The 23,027-nt window shown below is 68.6% G+C and carries 21 protein-coding genes; 14 read left to right on the forward strand and 7 right to left on the reverse strand.

Translation table 11 applies throughout. The features are described from left to right. Nucleotides 1-38 precede the first annotated feature (38 nt). From ACQP06_RS01500 to ACQP06_RS01525, 6 genes are all read left to right on the forward strand, one after another. Nucleotides 39-1,739 (forward strand): hydroxysqualene dehydroxylase, encoded by a 1,701-nt coding sequence (locus tag ACQP06_RS01500; RefSeq protein ID WP_433673206.1) that lies wholly within the window; start codon nt 39-41, stop codon nt 1,737-1,739. A 66-nt stretch (nt 1,740-1,805) separates the two neighbouring features. Beyond that, entirely contained in the window at nt 1,806-2,429 is a 624-nt protein-coding gene (locus ACQP06_RS01505) for a pyridoxamine 5'-phosphate oxidase family protein (protein WP_433669933.1), read from the forward strand. A 195-nt stretch (nt 2,430-2,624) separates the two neighbouring features. After that, the gene (locus tag ACQP06_RS01510; protein WP_433673207.1) at nt 2,625-3,857 is read left to right on the forward strand and encodes a MurT ligase domain-containing protein; all 1,233 of its coding nucleotides are present in this window, start codon (nt 2,625-2,627) and stop codon (nt 3,855-3,857) included. Nucleotides 3,858-3,927: 70 nt separating this feature from the next. Next, a complete protein-coding gene (locus tag ACQP06_RS01515) occupies nt 3,928-4,641 on the forward strand; it encodes a type 1 glutamine amidotransferase (protein WP_433669935.1) in 714 nt (237 codons plus the stop codon). A 158-nt stretch (nt 4,642-4,799) separates the two neighbouring features. After that, the gene (locus tag ACQP06_RS01520) at nt 4,800-6,428 is read left to right on the forward strand and encodes a GMC oxidoreductase (RefSeq protein ID WP_433669936.1); all 1,629 of its coding nucleotides are present in this window, start codon (nt 4,800-4,802) and stop codon (nt 6,426-6,428) included. Nucleotides 6,429-6,610: 182 nt separating this feature from the next. Next, on the forward strand, nt 6,611-7,411 hold the full coding sequence (locus tag ACQP06_RS01525) for an ion transporter (RefSeq protein ID WP_433669938.1): 801 nt from the start codon (nt 6,611-6,613) through the stop codon (nt 7,409-7,411). A gap of 4 nt (nt 7,412-7,415) precedes the next feature. Here ACQP06_RS01525 and ACQP06_RS01530 read toward each other — a convergent pair whose 3' ends face one another. The 3 genes from ACQP06_RS01530 to ACQP06_RS01540 form a co-directional block, all read right to left on the reverse strand. Further along, a complete protein-coding gene (locus tag ACQP06_RS01530) occupies nt 7,416-8,624 on the reverse strand; it encodes a low temperature requirement protein A (protein WP_433669940.1) in 1,209 nt (402 codons plus the stop codon). Between the two features lie 83 nt (nt 8,625-8,707). Continuing rightward, nucleotides 8,708-9,298, reverse strand: a complete 591-nt coding sequence (locus ACQP06_RS01535; RefSeq protein WP_433669942.1) for an SRPBCC family protein — start codon at nt 9,296-9,298, stop codon at nt 8,708-8,710. Nucleotides 9,299-9,491: 193 nt separating this feature from the next. Then, nucleotides 9,492-10,070 carry a TetR/AcrR family transcriptional regulator gene (locus ACQP06_RS01540; RefSeq protein WP_433669944.1) on the reverse strand — a complete coding sequence of 193 codons (579 nt, stop codon included), beginning with the start codon at nt 10,068-10,070 and terminating at the stop codon, nt 9,492-9,494. Between the two features lie 72 nt (nt 10,071-10,142). Here ACQP06_RS01540 and ACQP06_RS01545 point away from each other — a divergent pair, with 72 nt between their 5' ends. The 3 genes from ACQP06_RS01545 to ACQP06_RS01555 all read left to right on the forward strand — a co-directional run bounded on the left by ACQP06_RS01545 (nt 10,143) and on the right by ACQP06_RS01555 (nt 13,141). Further along, the gene (locus ACQP06_RS01545) at nt 10,143-10,727 is read left to right on the forward strand and encodes a dihydrofolate reductase family protein (protein ID WP_433669946.1); all 585 of its coding nucleotides are present in this window, start codon (nt 10,143-10,145) and stop codon (nt 10,725-10,727) included. A 112-nt stretch (nt 10,728-10,839) separates the two neighbouring features. Next, nucleotides 10,840-12,105: an aspartate kinase gene (locus tag ACQP06_RS01550; protein ID WP_357275449.1), complete on the forward strand. Its 1,266-nt coding sequence runs from the start codon at nt 10,840-10,842 to the stop codon at nt 12,103-12,105. 4 nt (nt 12,106-12,109) lie between these two features. Beyond that, a complete protein-coding gene (locus ACQP06_RS01555) occupies nt 12,110-13,141 on the forward strand; it encodes an aspartate-semialdehyde dehydrogenase (RefSeq protein WP_387300785.1) in 1,032 nt (343 codons plus the stop codon). Nucleotides 13,142-13,212: 71 nt separating this feature from the next. On the opposite strand, the gene ACQP06_RS01560 is transcribed toward ACQP06_RS01555, so the two are convergent. Beyond that, the gene (locus tag ACQP06_RS01560) at nt 13,213-13,413 is read right to left on the reverse strand and encodes a hypothetical protein (protein WP_379103533.1); all 201 of its coding nucleotides are present in this window, start codon (nt 13,411-13,413) and stop codon (nt 13,213-13,215) included. A 455-nt stretch (nt 13,414-13,868) separates the two neighbouring features. Here ACQP06_RS01560 and ACQP06_RS01565 point away from each other — a divergent pair, with 455 nt between their 5' ends. Next, complete coding sequence (locus ACQP06_RS01565; RefSeq protein WP_433669948.1) at nt 13,869-15,119, forward strand: helix-turn-helix domain-containing protein; 1,251 nt, start codon at nt 13,869-13,871, stop codon at nt 15,117-15,119. Nucleotides 15,120-15,134: 15 nt separating this feature from the next. On the opposite strand, the gene ACQP06_RS01570 is transcribed toward ACQP06_RS01565, so the two are convergent. Continuing rightward, nucleotides 15,135-16,487 carry a serine hydrolase domain-containing protein gene (locus tag ACQP06_RS01570; RefSeq protein ID WP_433669950.1) on the reverse strand — a complete coding sequence of 451 codons (1,353 nt, stop codon included), beginning with the start codon at nt 16,485-16,487 and terminating at the stop codon, nt 15,135-15,137. A gap of 319 nt (nt 16,488-16,806) precedes the next feature. Here ACQP06_RS01570 and ACQP06_RS01575 point away from each other — a divergent pair, with 319 nt between their 5' ends. The 3 genes from ACQP06_RS01575 to ACQP06_RS01585 all read left to right on the forward strand — a co-directional run bounded on the left by ACQP06_RS01575 (nt 16,807) and on the right by ACQP06_RS01585 (nt 20,659). Further along, nucleotides 16,807-18,069, forward strand: coding sequence for an AAA family ATPase (locus ACQP06_RS01575; protein ID WP_433669952.1), 1,263 nt, complete (start codon nt 16,807-16,809; stop codon nt 18,067-18,069). 17 nt (nt 18,070-18,086) lie between these two features. Then, on the forward strand, nt 18,087-19,130 hold the full coding sequence (locus ACQP06_RS01580; RefSeq protein ID WP_433669953.1) for a tetratricopeptide repeat protein: 1,044 nt from the start codon (nt 18,087-18,089) through the stop codon (nt 19,128-19,130). Nucleotides 19,131-19,204: 74 nt separating this feature from the next. After that, a complete protein-coding gene (locus ACQP06_RS01585; RefSeq protein ID WP_433669955.1) occupies nt 19,205-20,659 on the forward strand; it encodes a catalase in 1,455 nt (484 codons plus the stop codon). Nucleotides 20,660-20,704: 45 nt separating this feature from the next. Here the strand turns inward: ACQP06_RS01585 and ACQP06_RS01590 are convergent, their stop codons facing one another. Continuing rightward, nucleotides 20,705-21,307 carry a TetR/AcrR family transcriptional regulator gene (locus ACQP06_RS01590; RefSeq protein WP_433669957.1) on the reverse strand — a complete coding sequence of 201 codons (603 nt, stop codon included), beginning with the start codon at nt 21,305-21,307 and terminating at the stop codon, nt 20,705-20,707. 101 nt (nt 21,308-21,408) lie between these two features. Here ACQP06_RS01590 and ACQP06_RS01595 point away from each other — a divergent pair, with 101 nt between their 5' ends. Then, nucleotides 21,409-22,134: an SDR family oxidoreductase gene (locus ACQP06_RS01595; RefSeq protein ID WP_433669958.1), complete on the forward strand. Its 726-nt coding sequence runs from the start codon at nt 21,409-21,411 to the stop codon at nt 22,132-22,134. An 18-nt stretch (nt 22,135-22,152) separates the two neighbouring features. Here the strand turns inward: ACQP06_RS01595 and ACQP06_RS01600 are convergent, their stop codons facing one another. Then, entirely contained in the window at nt 22,153-22,893 is a 741-nt protein-coding gene (locus ACQP06_RS01600; RefSeq protein ID WP_433669960.1) for a TetR/AcrR family transcriptional regulator C-terminal domain-containing protein, read from the reverse strand. Nucleotides 22,894-23,027 lie beyond the last annotated feature (134 nt).

The raw sequence follows: 23,027 nt of genomic DNA on the forward strand, positions 1-23,027 counted from the left end.
GGCGATCAGTGCTGCGTGGAGCAATGGCGGCCGGGGCGATGGCGGGAGCGGTGGCGGCGGGGGCCGCCCGTCCCGGCACCGCCCACGCGGCCGCCGGACGTCGGGTAGCCGTGCTGGGCGGCGGTGTCGCGGGTCTGACCGCGGCGCACGAACTGGCCGAACGCGGTTTCGAGGTGACCCTGTACGAGCGGCGGGCGCTGGGCGGCAAGGCGCGCAGCATTCCCGTCCCGGGCAGCGGCAAGGACGGGAAGACGGAACTGTGGGGTGAGCACGGATTCCGTTTCTTCCCCGGGTTCTACCGTCACATTCCAGACACCATGCGGCGAATCCCGTTCGCGGGCAATGCCAATGGCGTATGGGACAACCTGGTCGCGGCGTCGGAGGCGCGCTTCTCGCGCAAGGGCACCGACGACACCATCATTCCGATGGGCAAAGCCGGGAAACCGTGGTCCAGCCCCGACAACTTCCGCGAAACAGTCGGGTCCGCGATCACCACCTCCACCAATATGGGCACGGCCGACGCCCTCTACTTCGCCAATCGCCTGCTGGTCTTCAACACGAGTTGCGACGCGCGCCGCAACGGTCAGTGGGACAGCGTGGCGTGGCGGGACTACGTCGGTGCGGGCAAGCGCTCCAACGAATTCCGCATGCTGCTGTCCAGAACGCTCACCACCCTGCTGGTGGCCGCCAAGGACGACAAGGCCAGCACCCGCACCATCGGCAATATGGGCGAGCAGTTCCTGGGCAACCCGCTCGAGACCGGTAATGACGGCCCGCTCGACCGGCTGCTGAACGGCTCCACCAACGAGGCCTGGATCGACCCGTGGGTCAACCGGCTGCGCGAACTCGGCGTCACCTTCGTCAACGCCGAGATCCGTGGACTGGAACTGGACGGGGCGCGCATTTCCGGTGCGCGGATGGTGGATTCGTCGGGAGCGGCCCAGACAATCGAGGCCGACCATTTCGTGAGCGCGCTGCCCGTCGAGGTGGCCCGCACCCTGTGGACGCCCGAGATCCTGTCGCTGCGACCGGAATTGGCGGGCATGAGCCAGCTCACGGTGGACTGGATGAGCGGCATCCAGTTCTTCCTCCGCCGCCGCACCGATATCGCGCGCGGCCACGTCGCCTACGTGGATTCGCCGTGGTCGCTCACCTCGATCGCGCAGGGCCAGTTCTGGAATCGCACCCCGGTCACCGGCCTCGGTGACGGCACCGTGCAGGACTGCCTGTCGGTCGACATCTCCGACTGGAACACCCCGGGCATCCTCTACGGCAAACCGGCCAAGGAGTGCACGCACGAGGAGATCGCCCGCGAGACCTGGGCGCAGCTCGACGCGCACCTCAACGACCGCGGTGAGCTGCTGCGCAAGGACGACCTGCACTCCTGGTTCCTCGACACCGGCATCACGTGGGACGCCGCTCAGCAGCGCAACACCAATGCCGACCCGCTGCTGATCAATACCGCGGGTTCGCTGGCGTTGCGCCCCGATTCGCACTCCGACAGCCTCCAGAACCTGTATCTGGCGGGCGATTACGTACGCACCAACGTGGACCTCGCCACCATGGAGGGTGCTTCGGAATCGGCCCGCGCGGCGGTCAACAAGCTGCTCGACGTGGCCGGTTCGGACGCGCCGCGCTGCAAGCTGTTCACGCTCTACCGCGCCCCCGAGTTGGAGCCGTTCCGGCAGCTGGATGTCCAGCGGTACGCCGCCGGTCAGCCGAATCTGTTCGACGCCTGAGGGAATTCCTCACACCGGCGGAAAAGAGCTGGTGTGGGGGCATCCCGTGCGCGTTGAATCGGGGACATGAGCGAGATCACGGACCCGGTCGAACTGCGTGAACTGCTGGGGGAGGTCGCTCCGCGGCCGCGGAACAAGGACCGCTACACCCTGCACGAGCGGGATCGGGAGTGGATCGCGCGCTCGCCGTTCGTGGTGCTGGCCACCAGCGCCGCGGACGGCACCTGCGACGCCTCGCCGAAGGGCGATCCGGTCGGATTCGTGCGGGTGCTCGACGACAAGACCATCGCGATCCCGGAGCGGCCCGGCAACCGCCGCGCCGACGGCTACCTCAATATCCTGAGCAATCCGCATGTGGGCGTGCTCTTCATGATTCCGGGCCGCAACGACACCCTGCGGATCAACGGCCGCGCCCGATTGCTCCGGGACGCACCGTATTTCGACGACATGATCGTCAAGGGCCATCGCCCGATCCTCGCCATCGAGATCGAGATCGAGCAGATCTTCTTCCATTGCGCCAAGGCGTTCATGCGCAGCGCGCTCTGGCAGCCGGAGAGCTGGGCGGCCGACACGCTGCCGGGTACGGCACGTCTGGTCAAGGATGTGCAGCCGGCCACACCCGAGACCGTCGAACAGCTCGAGGAGTACTACAGCGCCGACAGCTACCGAAAGATGCTCTACAACGGCTGAGCAGGCATGTTCGCGGCCCGTCTCGTTCTGGACTGAGTGGAGCGGAGGAGCGAAGCGGGGGAGCGGAGGGAGGGAAGAACGAGACTTCGGGGGCCGCGAACCGCCCGGAGCGGAGCGGAGGGCAAATTGGACACAGCACCGCGTGCACGCTGGTTCCTCGTTCCCCATAAACTCGCGGGCGTGGCAGACATCTCGATGCGCGGACAGCTGGCGCTGCGGGCGGCGACGGCGGCGTCGTGGGCCTCGCGGCGGGCCGGGCGGGGCAACGGCTCGATGATCGGCGGTTTGATCGCGCTGAAGATCGATCCCTCGCTCATGACACAGCTCGGTCGCGGCAAGCGCACGGTGCTGGTGACCGGCACCAACGGCAAGTCCACCACCACCCGCATGACCACCGCGGCGCTGCAGTCGCTGGGCCGGGTCGCCACCCAGGCCGACGGCGCGAACATGGACGCCGGGATCGTGGCCGCGCTCACCGCGCACCGCACCGCGCCGCTGGCGGCCATCGAGGTCGACGAACTGCACCTGCCGCACGTCGCCGACGCGCTGAACCCGTCGGTGGTGGTGCTCCTGAACCTGTCCCGCGACCAGCTCGACCGGGTCGGCGAGATCAATATGATCGAGCGCCGCCTGCGCGAGGGCATGGCCCGGCATCCCGCGGCCGTCCTGGTCGCCAACTGCGACGACGTGCTGGTCACCTCCATCGCCTACGACCACCCGAACGTGGTGTGGGTCTCGGCCGGCAGCGGCTGGGCCGTGGACGCCACCAGCTGCCCGCGCAGCGGCGAGCCCATCGTGTGGGAGGGCGAGCACTGGTACAGCACGGGTGCGGACTTCCAGCGCCCGGAGCCGCAGTGGCGGGTCGACGAGGCGGGCCTGCACGGCCCCGACGGCCTGGAACTGCCGCTCTCCCTTGCCCTTCCGGGCCGCGCCAACCGCGGCAATGCCGCCCAGGCGGTGGCCGCCGCGGTCGCGCTGGGCGCGGATCCGGCCGTGGCCGCCGCGGCCACCGGCACCGTGAAGGAGATCGCGGGCCGCTACCGCAGCGTCGACGTGGACGGCCGCAGCACCCGCATGCTGCTGGCCAAGAACCCGGCGGGCTGGCAGGAAGCACTGTCCATGATCGACCCGGCCGCAACGGGTCTGGTGATCGCGGTCAACGGCCAGGTGCCCGACGGCGAGGACCTGTCCTGGCTGTGGGACGTGCGCTTCGAGCACTTCGAGGGCACCCAGGTGGTGGCCGCCGGCGAGCGCGCCACCGACCTCGCGGTCCGCCTCACCTACGCCGGCGTCGAGCACATCACGGTGGCGGATCCGTTGCGCGCCATCGCCTCCTGCCCGCCGGGGCGGGTCGAGGTGCTGGCCAACTACACCGCGTTCCGCGACCTGAACCGCGACCTCGAAGAGAAGACGGGCGTCCGCGCATGAGTGGTCAGGCCCGGAGGCGGCAGCGCAGTGTAACCACGGAGGGCCCCGCGAAGGCGCGAGAGGATAGAGCATGACACGAGAATCGATCGTCCGCGTCGGCCTCGTGCTCCCGGACGTGATGGGCACCTACGGCGACGGCGGCAATGCCGTGGTGCTGCGTCAGCGGCTGCGCATGCGTGGCTACGACGCCGAGATCGTCGAGATCCCGCTCACCGAGCCGGTTCCCAATTCCCTGGACCTCTACACCCTCGGCGGCGCGGAGGACTCGGCCCAGCGGCTGGCCACCCGCCATCTGCAGCGCTATCCGGGCCTCCAGGAGGCCGCTGGACGGGGTGCGCCGGTGCTGGCCATCTGCGCGGCCATCCAGGTGCTGGGCCACTGGTACGAGACGTCGTCGGGCGAACGCGTCGACGGCGTGGGCCTGTTCGACGTCACCACCGCGCCCCAGGACAAGCGGGCCATCGGCGAGGTCGCGACCCAGCCGCTGGTGCCCGGCCTGTCCCAGCCGCTCACCGGCTTCGAGAACCATCGCGGCGGAACCAAACTCGGCGGCGACGCCAAACCGCTGGCCCGGGTCACCAAGGGCGTCGGCAACGGGGTCGGGGACGGGCTCGAGGGCGTCATCCAGGGTTCGGTGCTCGGCACCTACATGCACGGCCCCGCCCTGGCCCGCAATCCCGAGCTCGCCGACTATCTGCTCGGCCGCGCGCTGGGCGTGGATTCGCTTCCGCCGCTGGAGCTTCCGGAGGTCGATCAGCTCCGCCGGGAACGCCTCCGGGCCTGATGGCGGGCTGATTTCGGCGTCGCCCACGGGATCGGGGGCTTGTGCCGCGGCACAGCCGTCTCGAATGTCCGGTTAGTGATCTCTCACGAAGGTGTTGAGGCGATGGCGACCGGCCGGTAATCTCGCGCGCGGTCACGCGTGATGAGGGAGGTGACCGGTTGCGTAGGCGCACCATGTTGAAGGCTGCCGGGTGGGCGGCTGTGCTGGCGGGCGTAGGAACGGGTGCCGCTACGCGCGGCGCCGGGTCCGCGTCGGCCAATCCGTTGTGGAACGCGCTGTTCGAGGCGTGGGTCCCGGAAATCTTTGCGCCACTGCCGGATCCGCCCGAACACACCGAGGCCATCGTCATCGGCTCCGGTTTCGGCGCCGCGGTGACCGCGCTGCGACTGGCCGAGGCCGGTATCCAGAACACCGTCCTGGAACGCGGTTCCCGCTGGCCCAACGACCCGTGGCGGGAGATCTTCACCGGCGACGAACTGCCCGACGGTCGCGGCTTCTGGCATCGCACCAGCTTCACCGGCGTCACCAAGGTGCCGGTGCCGTGCGCGTCCTTCGGCGGCGTCCTGGACGTCACCGAGTACCCCGGCATCGACGTGTGGCGCGCCTCCGCGGTGGGCGGCGGCTCGATCGTGTTCACCGGCGCCATGGTCGCGCCGCCGAAGCACCTGTTCGACCACGTCTTCGGCGGCGTGGTGAACTTCGACGAACTGGACTCGGTGTACTACCCCCGGGTCCGGCAGATGCTGCGGTTGTCCCCGATGCCGCAGGACGTCTACGACTCCGGGCCGTTCGCGCACTCGCGGGTGTGGGACCAGCAGGTGCGGGCCGCTGGGTACACGCCGGAGGCCAACGACTCGATCTTCAACTGGGACGTGGTGCGCGCCGAGCTGGCGGGCAACAGCCGCGCCTCGGCCACCGCGGCGCGCAGCAATCTCGGCAACTCCAATGGCGCGAAGTTCGACCTCAACCAGAACTACCTGCGCTACGCCGAGGGCACCGGCCGCACCGGCATCTTCCCGGGCCACCGGGTCGACACCATCGGCCAGGACGCCAACGGCAAATACGTTGTCACCGTGAGCAAGCTGGCCCCGACCGGTCAGGTGCTGCGCACCCGCACCCTCACCTGCGACAAGCTGTTCCTTGGCGCGGGCTCGGTCGGCACCTCCGAACTGCTGGTGCGCGCCCAGGCCACCGGCGCCCTGCGCAACCTCAACGAGCACGTCGGCGACGGCTGGGGCACCAACGGCGACGTGGTGCTGGCCCGCAGCTTCAGCTACCCGTCCATGAACGGCGGCGGCGTCCCCAGCGCCAGCCGCATCTTCGACGACGCGGGCATGCCGTTGCACCTCGAGAACTGGTACGTGCCGGGCATTCCCATGGACACCGGCGCCATCGCCTCGCTGGGCATCGTGCTGGACCCGACCCGCGCCCGCTTCGGCTACGACGGCGGCCGCAATGCCGTCGGACTGGCCTGGCCGCGCGCGGCGCAGGATCGGATCGTGGACGCGTGCCGCGCGGTGGATCACAAGGTGGGACAGGCCAGCGGCGCGATGGTGGACTACACCGCCATCGGATTCGACGCGCAGGGCTTCTTCACCGCGCACCCGCTGGGCGGCGCGGTGCTCGGCCGCGCGACCGACGGCTACGGGCGGGTCGTCGGCCACCCGGGCCTGTACGTCATGGACGGCGCGGCCATCCCGGGCAGCACCGCCACGGTGAACCCGTCGCTCACCATCACCGCGATCGCCGAACGCAATATCGAGGCGATCATCCGCGCCGGAAGGTAGCCGGGCGGAAGGCATTTCGCCGTTGTCCACAGTTCCCCAGGGCGCTGTGGACAAATTTGCGACGCGGAATGCTGCGATAGGGAAAGACCGGTCGGCGGGAAATCTGCTGTGCGGAACACCGCCTCACCGAGGGTTTGCGCCGACTACGCTGGCGGCGACCGTTCGAGGAGGAAGGGGACGTCGTGACCGAGCTCGGCGCAGCGGAGGCCGATGAGTTTCCGCACAAGCCCCCGGCCCTGTGGAGCGATTTCCTCATGCTCGCCCTCGCGGTGGTGTCCGTCGTGCTGGTCGCCTGGATCACCTTCTTCCCGGTGTCCGACCACACCTACCGGACGATCCGGATCGCCGACTACAGCATCTGCGCGGTCTTCGCCGCCGAATTCCTGTGGCGCTGGCGGCGCGAGGGCTGGAGCTGGACGTTCCCGTTCATCTACTGGTACGAGGTCCTCGGCATGATTCCGGTGACCAGCCCGTTCTTCCGCGGGTTCCGGCTGCTGCGGATCGTGGTGATCGTGGTGCGGCTGGGCCGGGTGGCCGACCGCGCCTTCGGCGACCGGATCACCGCGGCGGTGGTGAACCGCTCGATCGGGGCCATCGTCGAGGCCATCGAACGGCCGCTCACGATCCGGGTGCTCGACGAGGTCGGCGAGGTGATGCGCGCCGGGCACTACACCCGCAATATCGCGAATGCGCTGGAGGAGAACCGCTCCGAGATCGATCAGATGATCGTCGAGGTGATCCGGAGCGATCCGCAGCTGGGGAAGGTGCGCTACATCCCGTTCCACGAGGACATGATCCGGGGCATCGCGGACGCCAGCTTCCGGGTCATCTTCCAGGTGCTGGCCGATCCGCGCACCGACGAACTGGTCGCGGACGCGCTGCGGGAGAACATCAATCAGCTCCGCGACGCCGTGCACGCGGGCACCCGGGTGCCGGAGGCGATCAACCACCGGATCACCCCGGTCCCCGGCGCGCCCGTATGACCGCTCAGTGCGTCCCGTGCCGGATGAGATCGCGCGGCTGGGCGTAGCGCACCACCTCGAACACGATCAGCGCCAGCAGCACCGCGCACAGGATGCCCAGCGCCGCCAGCGCGGGCAGCGCCGAGGCGAGCGGGATCAGCGCCACCAGGATCACGGCGGCCACCAGTCGCGGCACCAGCACCGTGCCGGTCGCGTAGTGCCGGAACCCGACCAGCGCCAGCAGATAGGCCGCCACACCGCCGTACAGCGCGAACAGCGGGATCCCGTGCAGCTGGTCGTTGAGCGAATGCCCTTGCGCCCCACCCACGTAGTTGAGCACCTTCTTCAAACCCAGTGCCATGGCCACGATTCCGGCGATCATCGGGAAGTGCCAGAAGGTGTAGCAGTTGCGGGCGATCTGGATGCGGCGCTCGCCGCCGGCCTGGTGCATGGCGCGTTCCACCACCAGCGCGGCCACGTCGAAGTAGGCCCACCACAGCAGCCCGGCCACGCCGAGCCCCAGCATCGAGCCGACCGTGATGGACCACGAGATGGGCAGTCCGGCCACGCCGACGCCGATGGACACGATGGACTCGCCCAGCGCGATGATGACGATCAGCCCGTACCGCTCGGCGAAGTGCGAGGCCGAGTAGAGCCGCCATTCGTTGCCCGCGAAGAACGTCCAGCCCATCTCCCACACCAGGGCGGCCAGCCACAGACCGAGCTGGGCGGCGCCGGAGGTGAGCGCGCCCGTGACCAGCAGCACGCTGGCCACGCTGAGTGATCCTGCGGCCCAGCGGATCACCTGCCGCCGCAATTGGGCGTCGTGGGTGCTGGCCATCCAGAACACGGTCAGATGGACGAGCCGCACGACCAGGTAGCCGATCACGAAGACCAGCGGCCCGTACCAGCCGCCGGGCAGATCGTGGAAGGCCTCGGGAATGGTGAGCGCGATGATGAACACCGCGCCCATGGCCACGAACATGGCCACCCGGGCGATGCCCTCGTCGGCCTTGATCACATTGCCGAGCCAGGAGTAGCCGATCCAGGCCCACCAGAGCATGGTCAGCATCAGCAGGGCGCGCAGCAGCGTGACACCGGAGGTGTCGTGCGCGGCGAAGTCGGTGACCATGGTGAACGCGAAGACGATCACCAGGTCGAAGAACAGTTCCAGCTGGGTCACCGAGGCGTCCTCGGCGACCGGGGTCATGCGGGTGCGAACCGAACCGGGCATGGCAGACATACTGCCGGTTCGCGCGGGCGAACGGCAGTGTCAGCGGCGAGTGTTCGCCCTCGGCGTTACGGGGTGAGCCGGGGTTACGCGGTGCCGAAGCCGGGCTCGAAGCCGCGGCCGTAGTCCAGACGCTGCGGGTAGCCGGGCTGGGCGTAGCCCTGCTCGTAACCCTCGGCGTAGGGCGCGGGTTCGGCGGCCTCGGCCGGAGCGGCCTCGACCTCGCCGAGGCCCTGCAGGCCGGTGACGGATTCGACGAAGGCGATGAAGTTGCTGATCATCGCCTCGCCCTCGCGGCGCGCGCTGCGCTTGAGGACCATGCCGGGCACCGGGATCGGCAGGTAGAGCTCGGAGTGGTACCAGACTTCGGTTGCGCCGTCCTCGATTTCGGCGAGGTCGAACCAGCTGGTGCCGCCGGCGCCGGCGCTGGACTCGGTGACCCGCCATTCGACGCGGGTCTCGGTGCAGCTGAACTCGACGACCTGCCGGTCCGGCCGGCCCATCAGATTGGCCGAGACGTAGACCCGCTTCGGTCGGCCGAACCGGTCGCGGCTGGCGACCCGGACGTCCTGGTGCGAGGGCGACCAGTCGGGCATCTGCTCGACCATGAGCAACGCGTCCATCACCTGATCGGGATCGAGGTCGATCACGAACCGGTGGTCAGTTTTCGTGCGCATATCTACCCTCCACTCGGGGACCGATTGTGACCAGGGTCGCTGCCAGAGTCAACTGCGCATCCCACCACTTCTGACCGACTGGTCGGTCTGATTGGTCGCAATGTCCCAGCTCCGCGTGGAAATCCGCCACGGCTGTAGACAAACCGGAAATCTTGGGCAAAGCCGGTATTCGGGCGGTGCGAAGTGACGGCGGTCACATGGCCGGAATGGCCCGTTCCACCGCCGCCTCGATCAGCCGCGCGGCCTCCGCGTCGTCGAAGATCTCGGGCAGCGTGAGCCTTTCGACGATCAGCCAGTTCAAGGCCAGGTACAGCAGCAATACGGAGTCGGCATCGCCCGGCAGCCCGGAGTCCAGATGGTTGCGGACATTGAACTCGATGTCGGCCCGCACCCGCTCGGTGAGGATCGCCTGCAACTCCGGGCGGCGGGTGGCCTCCAGGCGCAATTCCAGCAGGGCGAGGTAGCCGGTCCGGAAGCCCATGATCCGGGCGACGGTGTCGGTCATCAGCTCGGTGATGGTCTGGCGGGTCCGCGGGCCGGTCGCGAGGTGATCCATCGTCTCGGCGCTGGGTTGCAGCCGTTCGTAGAAGCGGTGTCCCGCCTGCACGAAGAGTTCGTCCCGGTTCGGGAAGTAGTTCGAGGCCGTTCCCGCTGGTACACCGGCCTCCTTGTCGACCGCGCGGAAGGTCAGTCCGCGGGCGCCGTCGCGGGCCAGGACCTCGATGGCCGCGTCGATCAGGGCATTGCGTCGTTCCGGATTCGTCCGAACCATTGACACCACTCCATCCGTAGTACTATGTTCGTAACCACTACGGACACAGTACTACGAATGAGGCGGTAAAACATGCGAAACCTCGTCTACTACGTGGCGGTCACTCTCGACGGCTTCATCGCAGGTCCGGATAACGAGGTCGACTTCTATCCGGTCGGTGACGACCTGTCGGCCTGGTTCAACGAGCGGGTCCCGGAGGTCGTCCCGACCCACATCCGCGAACACGCCGGCCTGCCGGCCGATACCCCGAACCGGCAGTGGGACACGGTCCTCATGGGTCGGGCCACCTATGAGCCCGCGCTGGCCGCGGGCATCGCCAGCCCCTACGACCACATGAAGCAGTACGTCTTCTCCACGACCCTCGCGCCGGTCGACAACCCGCAGGTGGAAGTGGTCGCGGGCGATCCGGTGGAGCTGGTGCGCCGATTGAAGAAGGAGGAGGGGCTCGACATCTGGCTCTGCGGTGGCGCGAATCTGGCCGGACAACTGATCGATGAGGTCGACCGGCTGATCCTCAAGAGTTACCCGGTGATCGCCGGTGCGGGCATCCCGCTCTTCGCCGGCGGGTTCCATCCCACCCGGTTCGCCGTCACCGAGCGCCGGGAATTCGGCAATGGCACGCAGGTCACCTGGCTGGACCGAGTGCGTTCGGAATAGCTACCGGATGGCTGAACTCGGCCGACGAGAGGTGGGGCGAAATCTCGTGGACCTCGGCCGGTAGTCTTGGGGCTCGGTAGCAGCAGTTTGTCGATCTTGGAGGATTTCCGCCGTGGCTCTCGTCGTCCAGAAATACGGAGGATCCTCGGTCGCCACCGCCGAGCGCATCCGGAGGGTCGCCGAGCGGATCGTCGAGACCAAGAAGCTGGGCCACGATGTGGTCGTGGTGTGCTCGGCCATGGGCGACACCACCGACGAACTCCTGGATCTGGCCCAGCAGGTCGCGCCCGCCGCGCCGGCCCGCGAGATGGACATGCTCCTCACGTCCGGTGAGCGCATCTCCAACGCGTTGGTGGCCATGGCCATCCACTCGCTCGGCGCCGAGGCCCGGTCCTTCACCGGCTCGCAGGCCGGTGTCATCACCACCGGCACGCACGGCAACGCCAAGATCATCGATGTGGCCCCGGGCCGGGTGCAGCAGGCGCTCGGCGAGGGCACCATCGTGCTGGTCGCGGGTTTCCAGGGCGTGTCCCAGGACAGCAAGGACGTGACCACGCTGGGTCGCGGTGGTTCCGACACCACCGCGGTCGCGCTGGCCGCCGCGCTCAATGCCGATGTGTGCGAGATCTACACCGATGTGGACGGCGTCTTCTCCGCCGACCCGCGCATCGTCACCGACGCCCAGAAGCTGGACTCCGTCTCCTACGAGGAGATGCTGGAGATGGCGGCCTGCGGCTCGAAAGTTCTGATGCTGCGTTGCGTCGAGTACGCGCGCCGCTACAACGTGCCCGTCCATGTGCGGTCCTCGTACACGGACAAGACGGGCACCATGATTACCGGATCGATGGAGGACATCCCCTTGGAGCAAGCAATCCTCACGGGCGTCGCGCACGACCGCAGCGAGGCCAAGGTGACCGTGGTCGGCATTCCGGACGAGCCGGGCTACGCCGCCAAGGTGTTCCGCGCGGTCGCCGATGCCGAGATCAATATCGACATGGTGCTGCAGAACATCTCCAAGGTGGAGACGGGTAAGACCGACATCACCTTCACCCTGCCCAAGCTGGAGGGCCCGCGCGCCGTCGAGCTGCTCACCAAGCGGCAGGGCGAGATCGGCTTCTCCCAGGTCGTGTACGACGACCACATCGGCAAGGTGTCGCTGGTCGGCGCGGGCATGAAGTCGCACCCGGGCGTGACCGCCACCTTCTGCGAGTCGCTCGCGGACGCGGGCATCAATATCGACCTGATCTCCACCTCGGAGATCCGGATCTCGGTGCTGGTCAAGGACACCGACCTGGACGAGGCCGTGAAGGTGCTGCACTCGGCGTTCGATCTGGGCGGCGACGAGGTCGCCGTGGTGCACGGCGGAACGGGACGGTAGAGGCATGGGTGTGCGTGTAGGCGTCGTCGGCGCGACCGGTCAGGTCGGCGCGGTCATGCGAAAGCTGCTGGAGGAGCGCAACTTCCCGGCCGACGAGGTGCGCTTCTTCGCGTCCTCGCGCTCGGCGGGCAAGACGCTGCCGTTCCGCGGCAAGGACATCGTGGTCGAGGACACCGAGACCGCGGACCCGACCGGACTGGACATCGCGCTGTTCTCGGCCGGCGCCACCATGTCCCGGGTGCAGGCGCCGCGCTTCGCGGCCGCCGGTGTCACCGTCATCGACAACTCCTCGGCCTGGCGCAAGGATCCCGAGGTGCCGCTGGTGGTCTCCGAGGTGAACCCGGAGGCGACCCGCAACCTGGTCAAGGGCATCATCGCGAACCCGAACTGCACCACCATGGCCGCCATGCCGGTGCTCAAGGTGCTGCACGACGAGGCCGGTCTGCAGCGGCTGATCGTGTCCAGCTACCAGGCGGTCTCGGGCTCCGGCCTGGCCGGTGTGGAGGAGCTGGCCTCGCAGGTGCGCGCGGTGATCGGCGACGCCGAGAAGCTGGTGCACGACGGTTCGGCCGTGGACTTCCCGGCGCCGAACAAGTACGTGGCCCCCATCGCCTTCGATGTGATTCCGCTCGCGGGCTCACTGGTGGACGACGGCAGCGGTGAGACCGACGAGGATCAGAAGCTGCGCAACGAGTCCCGCAAGATCCTGGGTCTGCCGGACCTGCTGGTGAGCGGCACCTGCGTGCGCGTTCCGGTGTTCACCGGGCACTCGCTGTCGATCAATGCCGAGTTCGCCCGGCCGATCTCGGTGGAGCGCGCTGAGGAATTGCTGGCCAAGGCGCCCGGCGTGCGGCTGACCGATGTGCCGACGCCGCTGGCCGCCGCCGGCCAGGACGAGTCGCTGGTGGGTCGTATCCGCCAGGATCCGGGTGCGCCGGACGGTCGCGGTCTGGCGCTGTTCATCTCGGGCGACAATCTGCGTAAGGGCGCCGCGCTGAACACCATTCAGATCGCGGAAGTTCTTTTGAACAACTGATCAGTTTCTCTGATCGGAACTAACCGTTACGGACCGTGCACACAAAGTGCGCGGTCCGTTTTCGGATATGATCAATCGGCCCAGAGTTCCGCGCACGGTAGTGGCGCGAGCCGATCGATGGGCATGCCGTCGATGATGACTTCAATGCGATGCGGTCTCAAATGCGCTGCGAGACGTTCCGCAATTGCTCGCTCGGCGCGGTAATCCAAGATCATTCCGCCGGGAAACCGCAGGCGCACATGGACTTCATCGGTTTTGGGGGCGGCCGTCATCGGGCGGGCGCCCGGTGAGTGACTGGTTGACCTTTCGCCGCGCGAGAGTTCCGGTTACCCTCGCGTTCGAGGCGAGCGGTGATCGATTGCACCGTCGCCCCGTCGGCAGCGGAGGAATACTTGGTGGCCGCTAGGGCGCACGCCGCGAACCACATTGCCGCGCCGCCGATTCCGGCTCCGAGTAGGAAGAAGAGAAGTTCGCCGGGCATGACCACCTCTTGTCGTCCGTTTGGTTCGACGGGTCCTCTTCAAACGTTAAACACAGAAAAATTGCGGTGCAATAAGAAAAATCCATGTTCCATACTGTGCGCCGTAAGCTCGCCCGGTCTGGAATCCTTGTCGGCAGATCCCCCCTTGGAAGGAATGGGCGGAAGGAGAAGGGCATGGTAGACATCGGCGAAACAAGCGGGCGGTGACGGCCGGGAAAGCCGATCAGGCAGAAGGAGTTTGACCCGGTGGCCGAAAGTACCCTTGGGGCACGGGTAGCGGAGTTGCGCCGGCGGCGGGGACTATCGCAGAAAGAGCTGGGCGCGGCGATTCGGCGCTCGGAAAGCTGGGTGTCGCAGGTCGAGCGAGACGTCCTGCCTGTTGAGCGACTGTCCGTTCTGCAAAGACTGGCGGACGTGCTCGGCGTGGCGGTACGCGATCTGCGTCCCGAAGCGGCCGAACCGGTGGCCGCCGACCGCGGTGACGGGCATCGGCCCGGCTCGGCGGTCTTCGAGCAGCTGCGGCTGATGCTCACCGGACATCCCGCACTGGACCAGCTCCTGGGCGACGTGGCCGACCGCGTTCCCGAGCCGAACGCGGCGGACGCGAAACTCCCCGAGCTGCAACAGCGCGTGGACCTGGCCTGGCAGCTGGCCCACGAATCCCGCTTGGTCGAGGTGGGCGGCAGCCTGCTGGAACTGATCCCGGACCTGGAACACGCCGCGCGGGCGAACACCCCGCGGCGGCCGGAAGTGCTGACCCAGCTCTCGCGCGCCTATCAGGTGGCCGCGACCGCGTTCACCCGTCAGGAGGAGGTCGACGCGGCGTGGGTCGCGGCCGATCGCGCCCTGTCCGCGGCCGAGGAATCCGGCGACGCGCTCAGCGTCGTGGCCGGAACCTATCGCATGGCACAGGCCTTCCTGCGCCTGCAACGACTGGAACAGGCCGAACGGGCGGCACGGGTGTCGGTGGCGGCGCTGGCCGCCCGCGCGGCGGCCGACCACCCGCAGCCGGAAGTGCTGTCGCTCTACGGATCTCTGCAGCTCATGCTGGCGGTGATCGCGGCGACGGACGGGAATCGCACCGCGGCCCGGGCCGGGTTGGCGGCGGCGCGCACGGCCGCCGATCGACTGGGCGAGGGCCGCAACGACTTCGACACCGAGTTCGGTCCGACAGGGGTCGCCGTGCACGCGGTGGCCGTGGCCGTCGAACTGGGCGACGCCGGCGAGGCGCTCGACACCGCGCGCACCGTCGACGCGTCGATCCTGTCGCCGGAACGGCAGGCCCGCTTCCTGGTCGACGTGGCTCGCGCGCACGCGCAGCGGCGGCAGGCGGCGGAAGCGTTGGAGGCGTTGCTCAATGCCGAGCGACTAACGCCCGAACTGGTCCACACCGATCATCGCGCCCGCGAGGTGGTGCGCGATCTGCTGCAGTTCGCCGGCCGCCGACCGGCCGACGAATTACGGGAGCTGGCGGGCCGGGCCGCGGTCACGCCCTAGGCGCTGTCGCCGGAGTCAGCGCACACCCGGGGTGCGCGGGTCGGGGCCGACGCACGCCAGCAGCAGGCAGCCCGGGGGCGCGTCACTGAACGGCGGGGCGAGCGGAAGGTTCAAGCAGGACAACACGGTACAGCCGGGATAGGCGTCCGCGCCGATGCCGAAGACCGCCAGCGCGATATCGGTGTCGAAGTAGGCGCGGTAGTCCACCCGCAGCGGCGTCTCCACGTATGGGCCCGGATCCGGCATCGGATGGTCGCGGAACCCGGACAGCAGGCGGCGGAAGAACTCGTGCGACGGCTCGTCGCCGTATTGCAGGAGGCCACCGGGGCCTTGACCGCTGTGCACGCCGAACGCGCCGGTCCACACCACCATCAGGTCCAGATCGGGCACCACGAAGACGTTCTGCAGGCCGAGGCCGGACATGGAATACGTGTCGGCGGGCAGGAATTCGGGATTCTCCGCGCAGCCCGGGCCGAGCCAGAACAGGTAGCCGTAGCAGCGGTTGGTGCCCGACGGCGTGACGGCCCGATCCAGGTAGGTCTGGGAGACGACGGCGCGGCCGTTCCAGCGGCCGTGCGCGGCGACCAGCATGCCCAGCCGCGCCAGATCGGCGGGCGGGATGAACAGGTGCGCGTACCCGTAGGTGTGGCCGGAACGGTCCCGCGCCCAGTAGTAGTCGCCGCGCTCGATGCCCAAGGGGCCGAACAGTTCCCGCTGCGCGAAGTCCTGGAGCGGTTCGCCGGTGGCCAGTTCGATCACATACGACAGCAGGTCCACATTGCGCTGGCTGTATTGGAAGGCGCTGCCCGGCGCGGTGTCGAAGGGCACGCCCAGGGCCTGGATCGCGCTGAACGGGTCGATGGGGACGACACCGGTGATGCCCTCGGTGGCCGCGCCGACCCGCAGGCCCGAGGTCTCCTGGAGCAGGTTCTCCACGGTGATGGCGCGGTGCCCGGCATCGCCGATGTCCGGCGGGAGATAGCTGTCCAGGGTCGCGTCGATGTCGAGTTTCCCGCGGTCCCAGGCGATTCCGGCGAGCAGCGAGACGACGCTCTTGGTGACGCTCCAGACGTTCCACGGGACGGTGTCGGTCTCGGCGTTCGAGGGGCCGGTGCCGATCAGGCAGTTGTGCCGAAAGACCTGGACGTTCAAGCGGTTTCGGGTGGCCGCGAAAGCGAGGGCGTCGGCCAGCGGCCCGGGGTCGACCCCGGTGTCCTCGGGTGCGGCGCGCACGAAGTCGCGCCCGGTCGGTTGCGCGCAGTACGCCGGATCGGTGGCCGCTGTCGCGGTTCCTCCGCCGAGGATCACGCTGCCCGCCATCACTACCGTCGCCAACGCCCCGGCCATCCCCCTGCGCATGCGCCGCATGGAGTTCAGGCTAACCCGGAAAGTTGAAGCCGACGCCCAACAAGCGCCTCTCGGCGAGTGGTCGCTCGTAGCGACGAAGGGTGCGGCCCGGGGCTGTTCCGACGCCGGCAGAGTGGATCAACCAGGCTCCGCACCGATCTATTCCAGCTGCGGCACTGTGATCTGGGCGATGCCTCATAACGCCTATGGAGAGTCCGGGTTCAAAACCACAGGATGGCACGCCGGCATGATCCGGGTGACGTCCTTGCGGTGGTGACCGGTGTCACCCGGAGCGTTTAGCATTCGGCGAAGAACAATCTGTACTTCTCTTGGGGGAGCTGTGACCGACGATCCGGTGATCGCCAATCTGCTGACCGTGCTCGACGCCAATCCCGAGCTGCTGCCGGTGCGGATCAGCGTGATCGAACTGCTGGCCGCCCGGGGCCGCCACGCGGAGGCGCTGTCGCAGTGCGCCACGGCGCTGGCCCAGGATCCGGTCAACGCGCAGGTGACGGCGCTGCTGCAACGCTGCACCGCGGCGCTGGCGGGCGGCGAGGCCGGTGAATCGGCCGCGGTCGCACCGGTTTCCGCGACCTCACCCGCGATCGGTTCCGAGGCGGCCGATTCCGGCTACGACTGGGACGCCGCCGAGGAGCAGGTGGGCGACATCATCCAGCCCGCCTTCGTGAACGAGCGGTCCGAACCGTACGCAGAGGGCGATGTCGGCCTGTTCGAGCGCCCCAAGCTGACCCTCGCCGATGTCGGTGGCATGGAGCACGTCAAGCAGCAGCTGGAGTTGTCGCTGCTGGGCCCGGTCCGAAACCCGGAACTGGCCAAGGCCTTCGGCACCAGCGCCCGCGGCGGTCTGCTGCTCTACGGTCCGCCAGGTTGCGGCAAGACGTTCGTGGCGTCGGCGGTGGCCGGTGAGCTGGGCGCGAACTTCTATGCCATCGAGATCGCCGACATCCTGAACTGGTACACCGGCCGCAGCGAGTACAACCTCAAACAGGTCTTCCGCACCGCGCGCCGCAAGGCCCCCTGTGTCCTGTTCTTCGACGAGATCGACGCCCTGGGCCACAAGCGCAGCCACCTCTCCGGCTCCAGTTCCCTGCGCTCCACCGTCAATCAGCTGCTCACCGAGATGGATTCGATGACCAGCGACAACGAGGGCGTCTACATCATCGGCGCCACCAACCACCCCTGGGACGTCGACGTCGCCCTGCGCCGCCCCGGCCGCTTCGACCGCATGGTCCTGGTCGCGCTCCCCGACCCGGAGGCCCGAGTCTCGATCCTGCGCCACCACCTGAAGGACCGCCCCGTCGAAGGCATCGACCTCGCCGCCGTCGCCGCCCGCACCGAGAACTACTCCGGCGCCGACCTGGCCCAAATCTGCAAGTCCGCAACCCAACTCGCCATGGCCGACTCCATCCGCACCGGCGCCGTCCGCCCGGTCCGCATGGACGACCTCGCCGCCGCCCTCGCCCAAACCCGCCCCAGCACCGGCGCCTGGTTCGAATCCGCCCGCAACGTGGTCGAATTCGCCAACAACGACGGCAGTTACGACGAACTGGCCGCCTACATGCGCACTCGCGACAACCGCTGATCCCGGATCGCCGATCGATGAGCGAGAAGATCGAGAAGGCCAGGGTGCTGGCGGATCTCGGGCGGTTCGAGGCGGCCCGGGAGATGTTGGGGGAGGTGCTGGCGGGGGATCCGGAGGATCCCGAGGCGTTGGCGGATATGGCCAATCTGGCCTATCGGGCGGGGGAGTACGAGCGGGCGCTGGAGTTCGCGGGGACCGCCATGCGGGTGGTGCCGGACGAGCCGTTCGTGTGGCGGGTGCGGGCACTGGCGGAATTGCAGTTGAGCCGGGCCGCGGCCGGCGACGAGGGGGCACAGCGGCGGGTGCGGGCGCTGGCGGCGGCTCGGCGGGCTGTCGAACTCGAGCCGGACGAGGCGGTGAATTTCCGGATACTGGCTGCCACGCAACGGGATACCGATCCGGCGGCGGCGCTCGAGAATCTGGAACTGGCGCTCGAGCTGGAACCGGATGACCCGCACACGCATCTGCTGCGCGGGCTGACCCTGCGGCGGAACGTGCACGGGCCCGATGCACAGGCGCAGGCGGAGGCCGCGTTCCGGGAGGTGCTGCGGCTGGAGCCGGACCATGCGGAAGCGCTGTACGAGCTCGCGCTGCTCGCCGTGGATCGAGGGGACAATCGGGCGGGCGCGGAGCAATTGCGGCGGGTCGCGCAGTTGGATCCGGCGTACGGCGATGTGGTGCGGGAGCAGCTGGCGTGGCTGGCCGCGCAGGACGAGCTGCGGGCGCGGGCGGTCCGGGAGGCCGCGGCCGGAGGCGCGTCCCGTCGTCCGTCCGGCACTCGGAAAGCCGCTGTCCAGGTGCCGGTTTCGCGGCCGAGGTCCGATGGCAGCCGGTTCGGGCGGTGGGCGGCGGTGGTCGGGGTGCTGCTGGTGATCCGGGTGGTGATCGCCGCGCTGGGTTCGGACCATGACTCCGCGCCGACCACGACCCACTACACGCCGCCGCGCTACAACGCGCCGCCGACGTTCCCGTCCTACCTGCGGCAATACCCGCTCACGGTGCCGCCGATGCCCACCTGGCCCGGCGACTTCCCGACCCCTCGGATGCCGCCGCCGCGGTAGCCCCGGACTGTATACACCTTTGTTTACGCCCGCTTTTCTTGACTAATTCCAGAAAACCGAGCACGCTCGGCGACATGACCAAGGCGACCACCACCAACTCCGGCGCCCCGGTGCCCAGCGACAACGAATCGCTCACCGCGGGCGCCCAGGGCCCGATCCTGCTGCACGATCACTACCTGATCGAGAAGCTCGCGCACTTCAACCGGGAACGCGTCCCGGAGCGTGTGGTGCACGCCAAGGGCGCGGGCGCGTTCGGCGAACTGGTGGTCACCGGCGACGTCAGCCGCTACACCAAGGCCGCGCTGTTCCAGCCGGGCACCCGCACCGAATCGCTGGTGCGGTTCTCCACCGTCGCCGGTGAGCAGGGCAGCCCCGACACCTGGCGCGACCCGCGCGGTTTCGCGGTGAAGTTCTACACCACCGAGGGCAACTACGACATCGTCGGCAACAACACCCCGGTCTTCTTCATCAAGGACCCGATCAAGTTCCCCGACTTCATCCACTCGCAGAAGCGCCTGCCCGGCTCCGGCCTGCGCGACGCGACCATGCAGTGGGACTTCTGGACCCTGCGCCCGGAGACCGCCCACCAGGTCACCTGGCTCATGGGCGACCGCGGCATCCCCGCCACCCTGCGCCACATGGACGGCTTCGGATCGCACACCTACCAGTGGATCAACGAAGCGGGCGAACGCTTCTGGGTGAAGTACCACTTCAAGACCGACCAGGGCATCAAGACCCTCACCCAGGCCGAGGCCGACGAACTCGCCGGCAAGGACGCCGACTACCACCGGCGCGACCTGTACGAGGCCATCGAGCGCGGCGACCACCCGAGCTGGACGCTGAAGGTCCAGATCATGCCGGTCGCCGAGGCGGAGAACTACCGCTTCAACCCGTTCGACCTGACCAAGGTCTGGTCGCAGCAGGACTACCCGCTCATCGAGGTCGGCCGCTGGACCCTGAACCGCAACCCCGCGAACTACTTCGTGGACATCGAGCAGGCCGCCTTCGCGCCCTCGAACGTGGTGCCCGGCATCGCCTTCTCGCCCGACAAGATGCTGCTGGGCCGCGTCTTCGCCTACGCCGACGCGCACCGCTACCGGATCGGCGCCAACCACGCGCAGCTGCCGCCGAACCGCGCCAAGGCCGCCCCGGTGAACTCCTACTCGCAAGACGGCGCCATGCGCTCCGGCCACAACGCGCCGACCGTTCCGGTGTACGCGCCCAACTCCTTCGGCGGCGCGCACGCCGACCCGGCCCGCGCCATCGACGACGGCGCGTGGGCGTTCGACCCGACCATGATCCGCGCCGGGTACGTCACCCACCGCGAGGACAACGACTTCGCGCAGGCGGGCACCCTGGTGCGTGAGGTCATGGACGACGCCCAGCGGGATCGCCTGGTGAGCAATGTGGCCGGGCACATCCTGGGCGGTGTGCGCGAGCCGATCCTCAGCCGCGTGTTCGATTACTGGAAGAGCGTGGACGCCGACCTCGGCAAGCGCATCGAAGTGGCTGTCCGCGAACGGCTCTGAACTCGAGATCGAAGCCCGCGCCGCAATCTGCGGCGCGGGCTTCTTTCATATGTTCCCGGCCAGAATCGAATCGGTGAGCCGTTCGGCCACGGCGGTATCGAGGGGTGCGTGGCCGAGCAGGAAGCGGTACCAGAACACGCCGTAGAACTGGTCGACCATGAGATCGAGATCGGCGTCATCGGCCAGTTCGCCGCGTTCGCGCCCCCGCTCCAGGACCTCCAGGACGGCCCGACGCCGTTGCGCCGTAAAGGTTTCCAGCAGTTCGGCCAGGTGCGGGTCCTGCGCCGCCTCGCGAACCAGGGTGCGCAGGGCGGGCGCGGTCGAATCACTCTGCGCGCCACGGAAGGTCGAGTCGATGATCGCGAGCAGGTCGGCGCGCACCGTGCCGGTGTCGGGCGTCGGCACGTGCAGGGCCGATCGCTCGGTGAGCGCGTCCAGCAGCAGCGCGCCTTTGGACGGCCACCAACGGTAGACGGTCTGCTTCCCGACTCCGGCCGCCCGCGCGATGGCGTCGATGGTGACGGGCGCGCCCTCGGATTCGCCGAGCAGCCGCAGCGCCGTATCGAGGATGGCCTGGTGGGTGGCCTCGTTGCGGCGGCGGCCGGTATGAGGTCGCTGCGGATCGGTCTGCGGCCCTGTGGTTTTCATCGATGCCCTCCTGTGGCGCAGCTCACCGTTCTGTCGAGACTAAAAGTCTCGGTTTCGCTGTTGTCGAGACTATCAGTTCCGACAAACTGGAGGTTCCGGCAATGACCACAACACAGCGCGTCGTCATCATGGGCGGCAGTTCCGGCATCGGCGAGGCCACCGCCGCCGTCTTCGCGGCCGCGGGCGCGGAGGTCGTCATCACCGGTCGCGACCGGGGCAAACTGGACGCGGCCGTGGCCCGCATCGGCGGCGCAACCACCGGTCACGCCGTGGACGCCACCGACCAGGCCGCGGTCGACGCCTTCTTCGCCGGGCTGGGAACCCTTGACCACCTGATCATCTCGGTGAGCGGTTCGGCCGGCAGCGGCCCGTTCGCCGAACTCGGCCTGGATCAGCTGGCCGCCGGTTTCGACGGCAAGTTCTGGCCGCAGGTCCGCATCTTGAAAGCAGCGCTGCCGCACCTGGATTCGCACGGTTCGGTGACCTTGGTGACCGCCGCCTCGGCCCGCTCGGCCTTCCCGGGCACGGCGGGTCTGGCCGCCATCAACGGCGCGCTCAATGCCATGGTCGCGCCGCTGGCGGTCGAGCTCGCCCCGCTGCGGATCAACGCGGTCGCCCCGGGTGTCATCGATACGCCTTGGTGGGACCGGGTTCCCGAGGCGCAGCGCACCGCTCTGTTCGACGGTCTGGTCGCCACCACCCCGGTGGGCCGGGTCGGGCGCCCGGAGGATGTCGCGGCCGCCATTCACCTGCTGGCGGTGAACGGCTTCACCACCGGCGTCGTCCTCGATGTCAACGGGGGGACCGGTCTGGCGACCGGTCGCTGAATCCGCCGTCGCGGCAGGCTATTTCCCGGCCGCGCGGTCGCGGCGCAGTTCCAGGCCGTCCAGGATGAGACTGAGTTCGGAGTCGAAGAAGTCCTCGCGGGTCTGGGCGACGTCGATGTCCCCCAGGCTGCGATGTCGCTTGGTGATGTGCGGATATCCCTGCGTCGCCTGCCCCGCCATCACCATCATCTTGGCGAACCACTCCTGTTCGGTCTGGCCGCTGCGTGCGACGGTGGTGACCATGGCGGTCTCGCCGCCGGTGGAGCCGATCACGTAGGACCAGATGGCATTGGAGCCGCGGTCGGCGGCGTAGTCGTCGAACCCGGCCGCCTCGAGCAGGGCGAGCATGCCCTCGGACAGGCGCAGCAGGTTCGGGCCGAGATAGGCGAGTCCGGCGCCGGTCATGGCGATGCTGATCCAGGGGTGTCGCAGAATGGTGGCTCGCAGTTCGCGGCCGACCGCCAGGAGATCGGCGCGCCACCGCTCGGGGGCGAGGGGCGGCATCCGGACCTCGCCGAAGGCCTCGTCGATGACGAGTTCGAGGATCTCGTCCTTGTTGGTGACGTGGGTGTAGAGCGAGGTCGCGCCCGCGTTGAGCCGGGTTCCGAGCCGGCGCATGCTGAGCGCGTCGTAGCCCTCGGTATCGAGCAGGGCGAGCGCCTCGGTGACGATCTGTTCCCGGCTCAGTGCGGGCTGATCCTTGCGCTGTCGTTCCGGTCGGGTCCACACCGACGAGAACTCCTGTGCCTTGGCCGCCATGGCTCTTCCTCCTTTGTCTGCCGAACAGCATAACCCCAGCTAGAACGCCGTTCGTGCTGCCGTACACCGTTCCCTCTTGCGAACAGTGTACGGAGACCGTACAGTGTTCGACAACGCCGCACAGTGTGCGGAAC

Source organism: Nocardia sp. CA-136227, assembly GCF_050955695.1.
In the GTDB taxonomy this organism is placed as follows: domain Bacteria; phylum Actinomycetota; class Actinomycetes; order Mycobacteriales; family Mycobacteriaceae; genus Nocardia.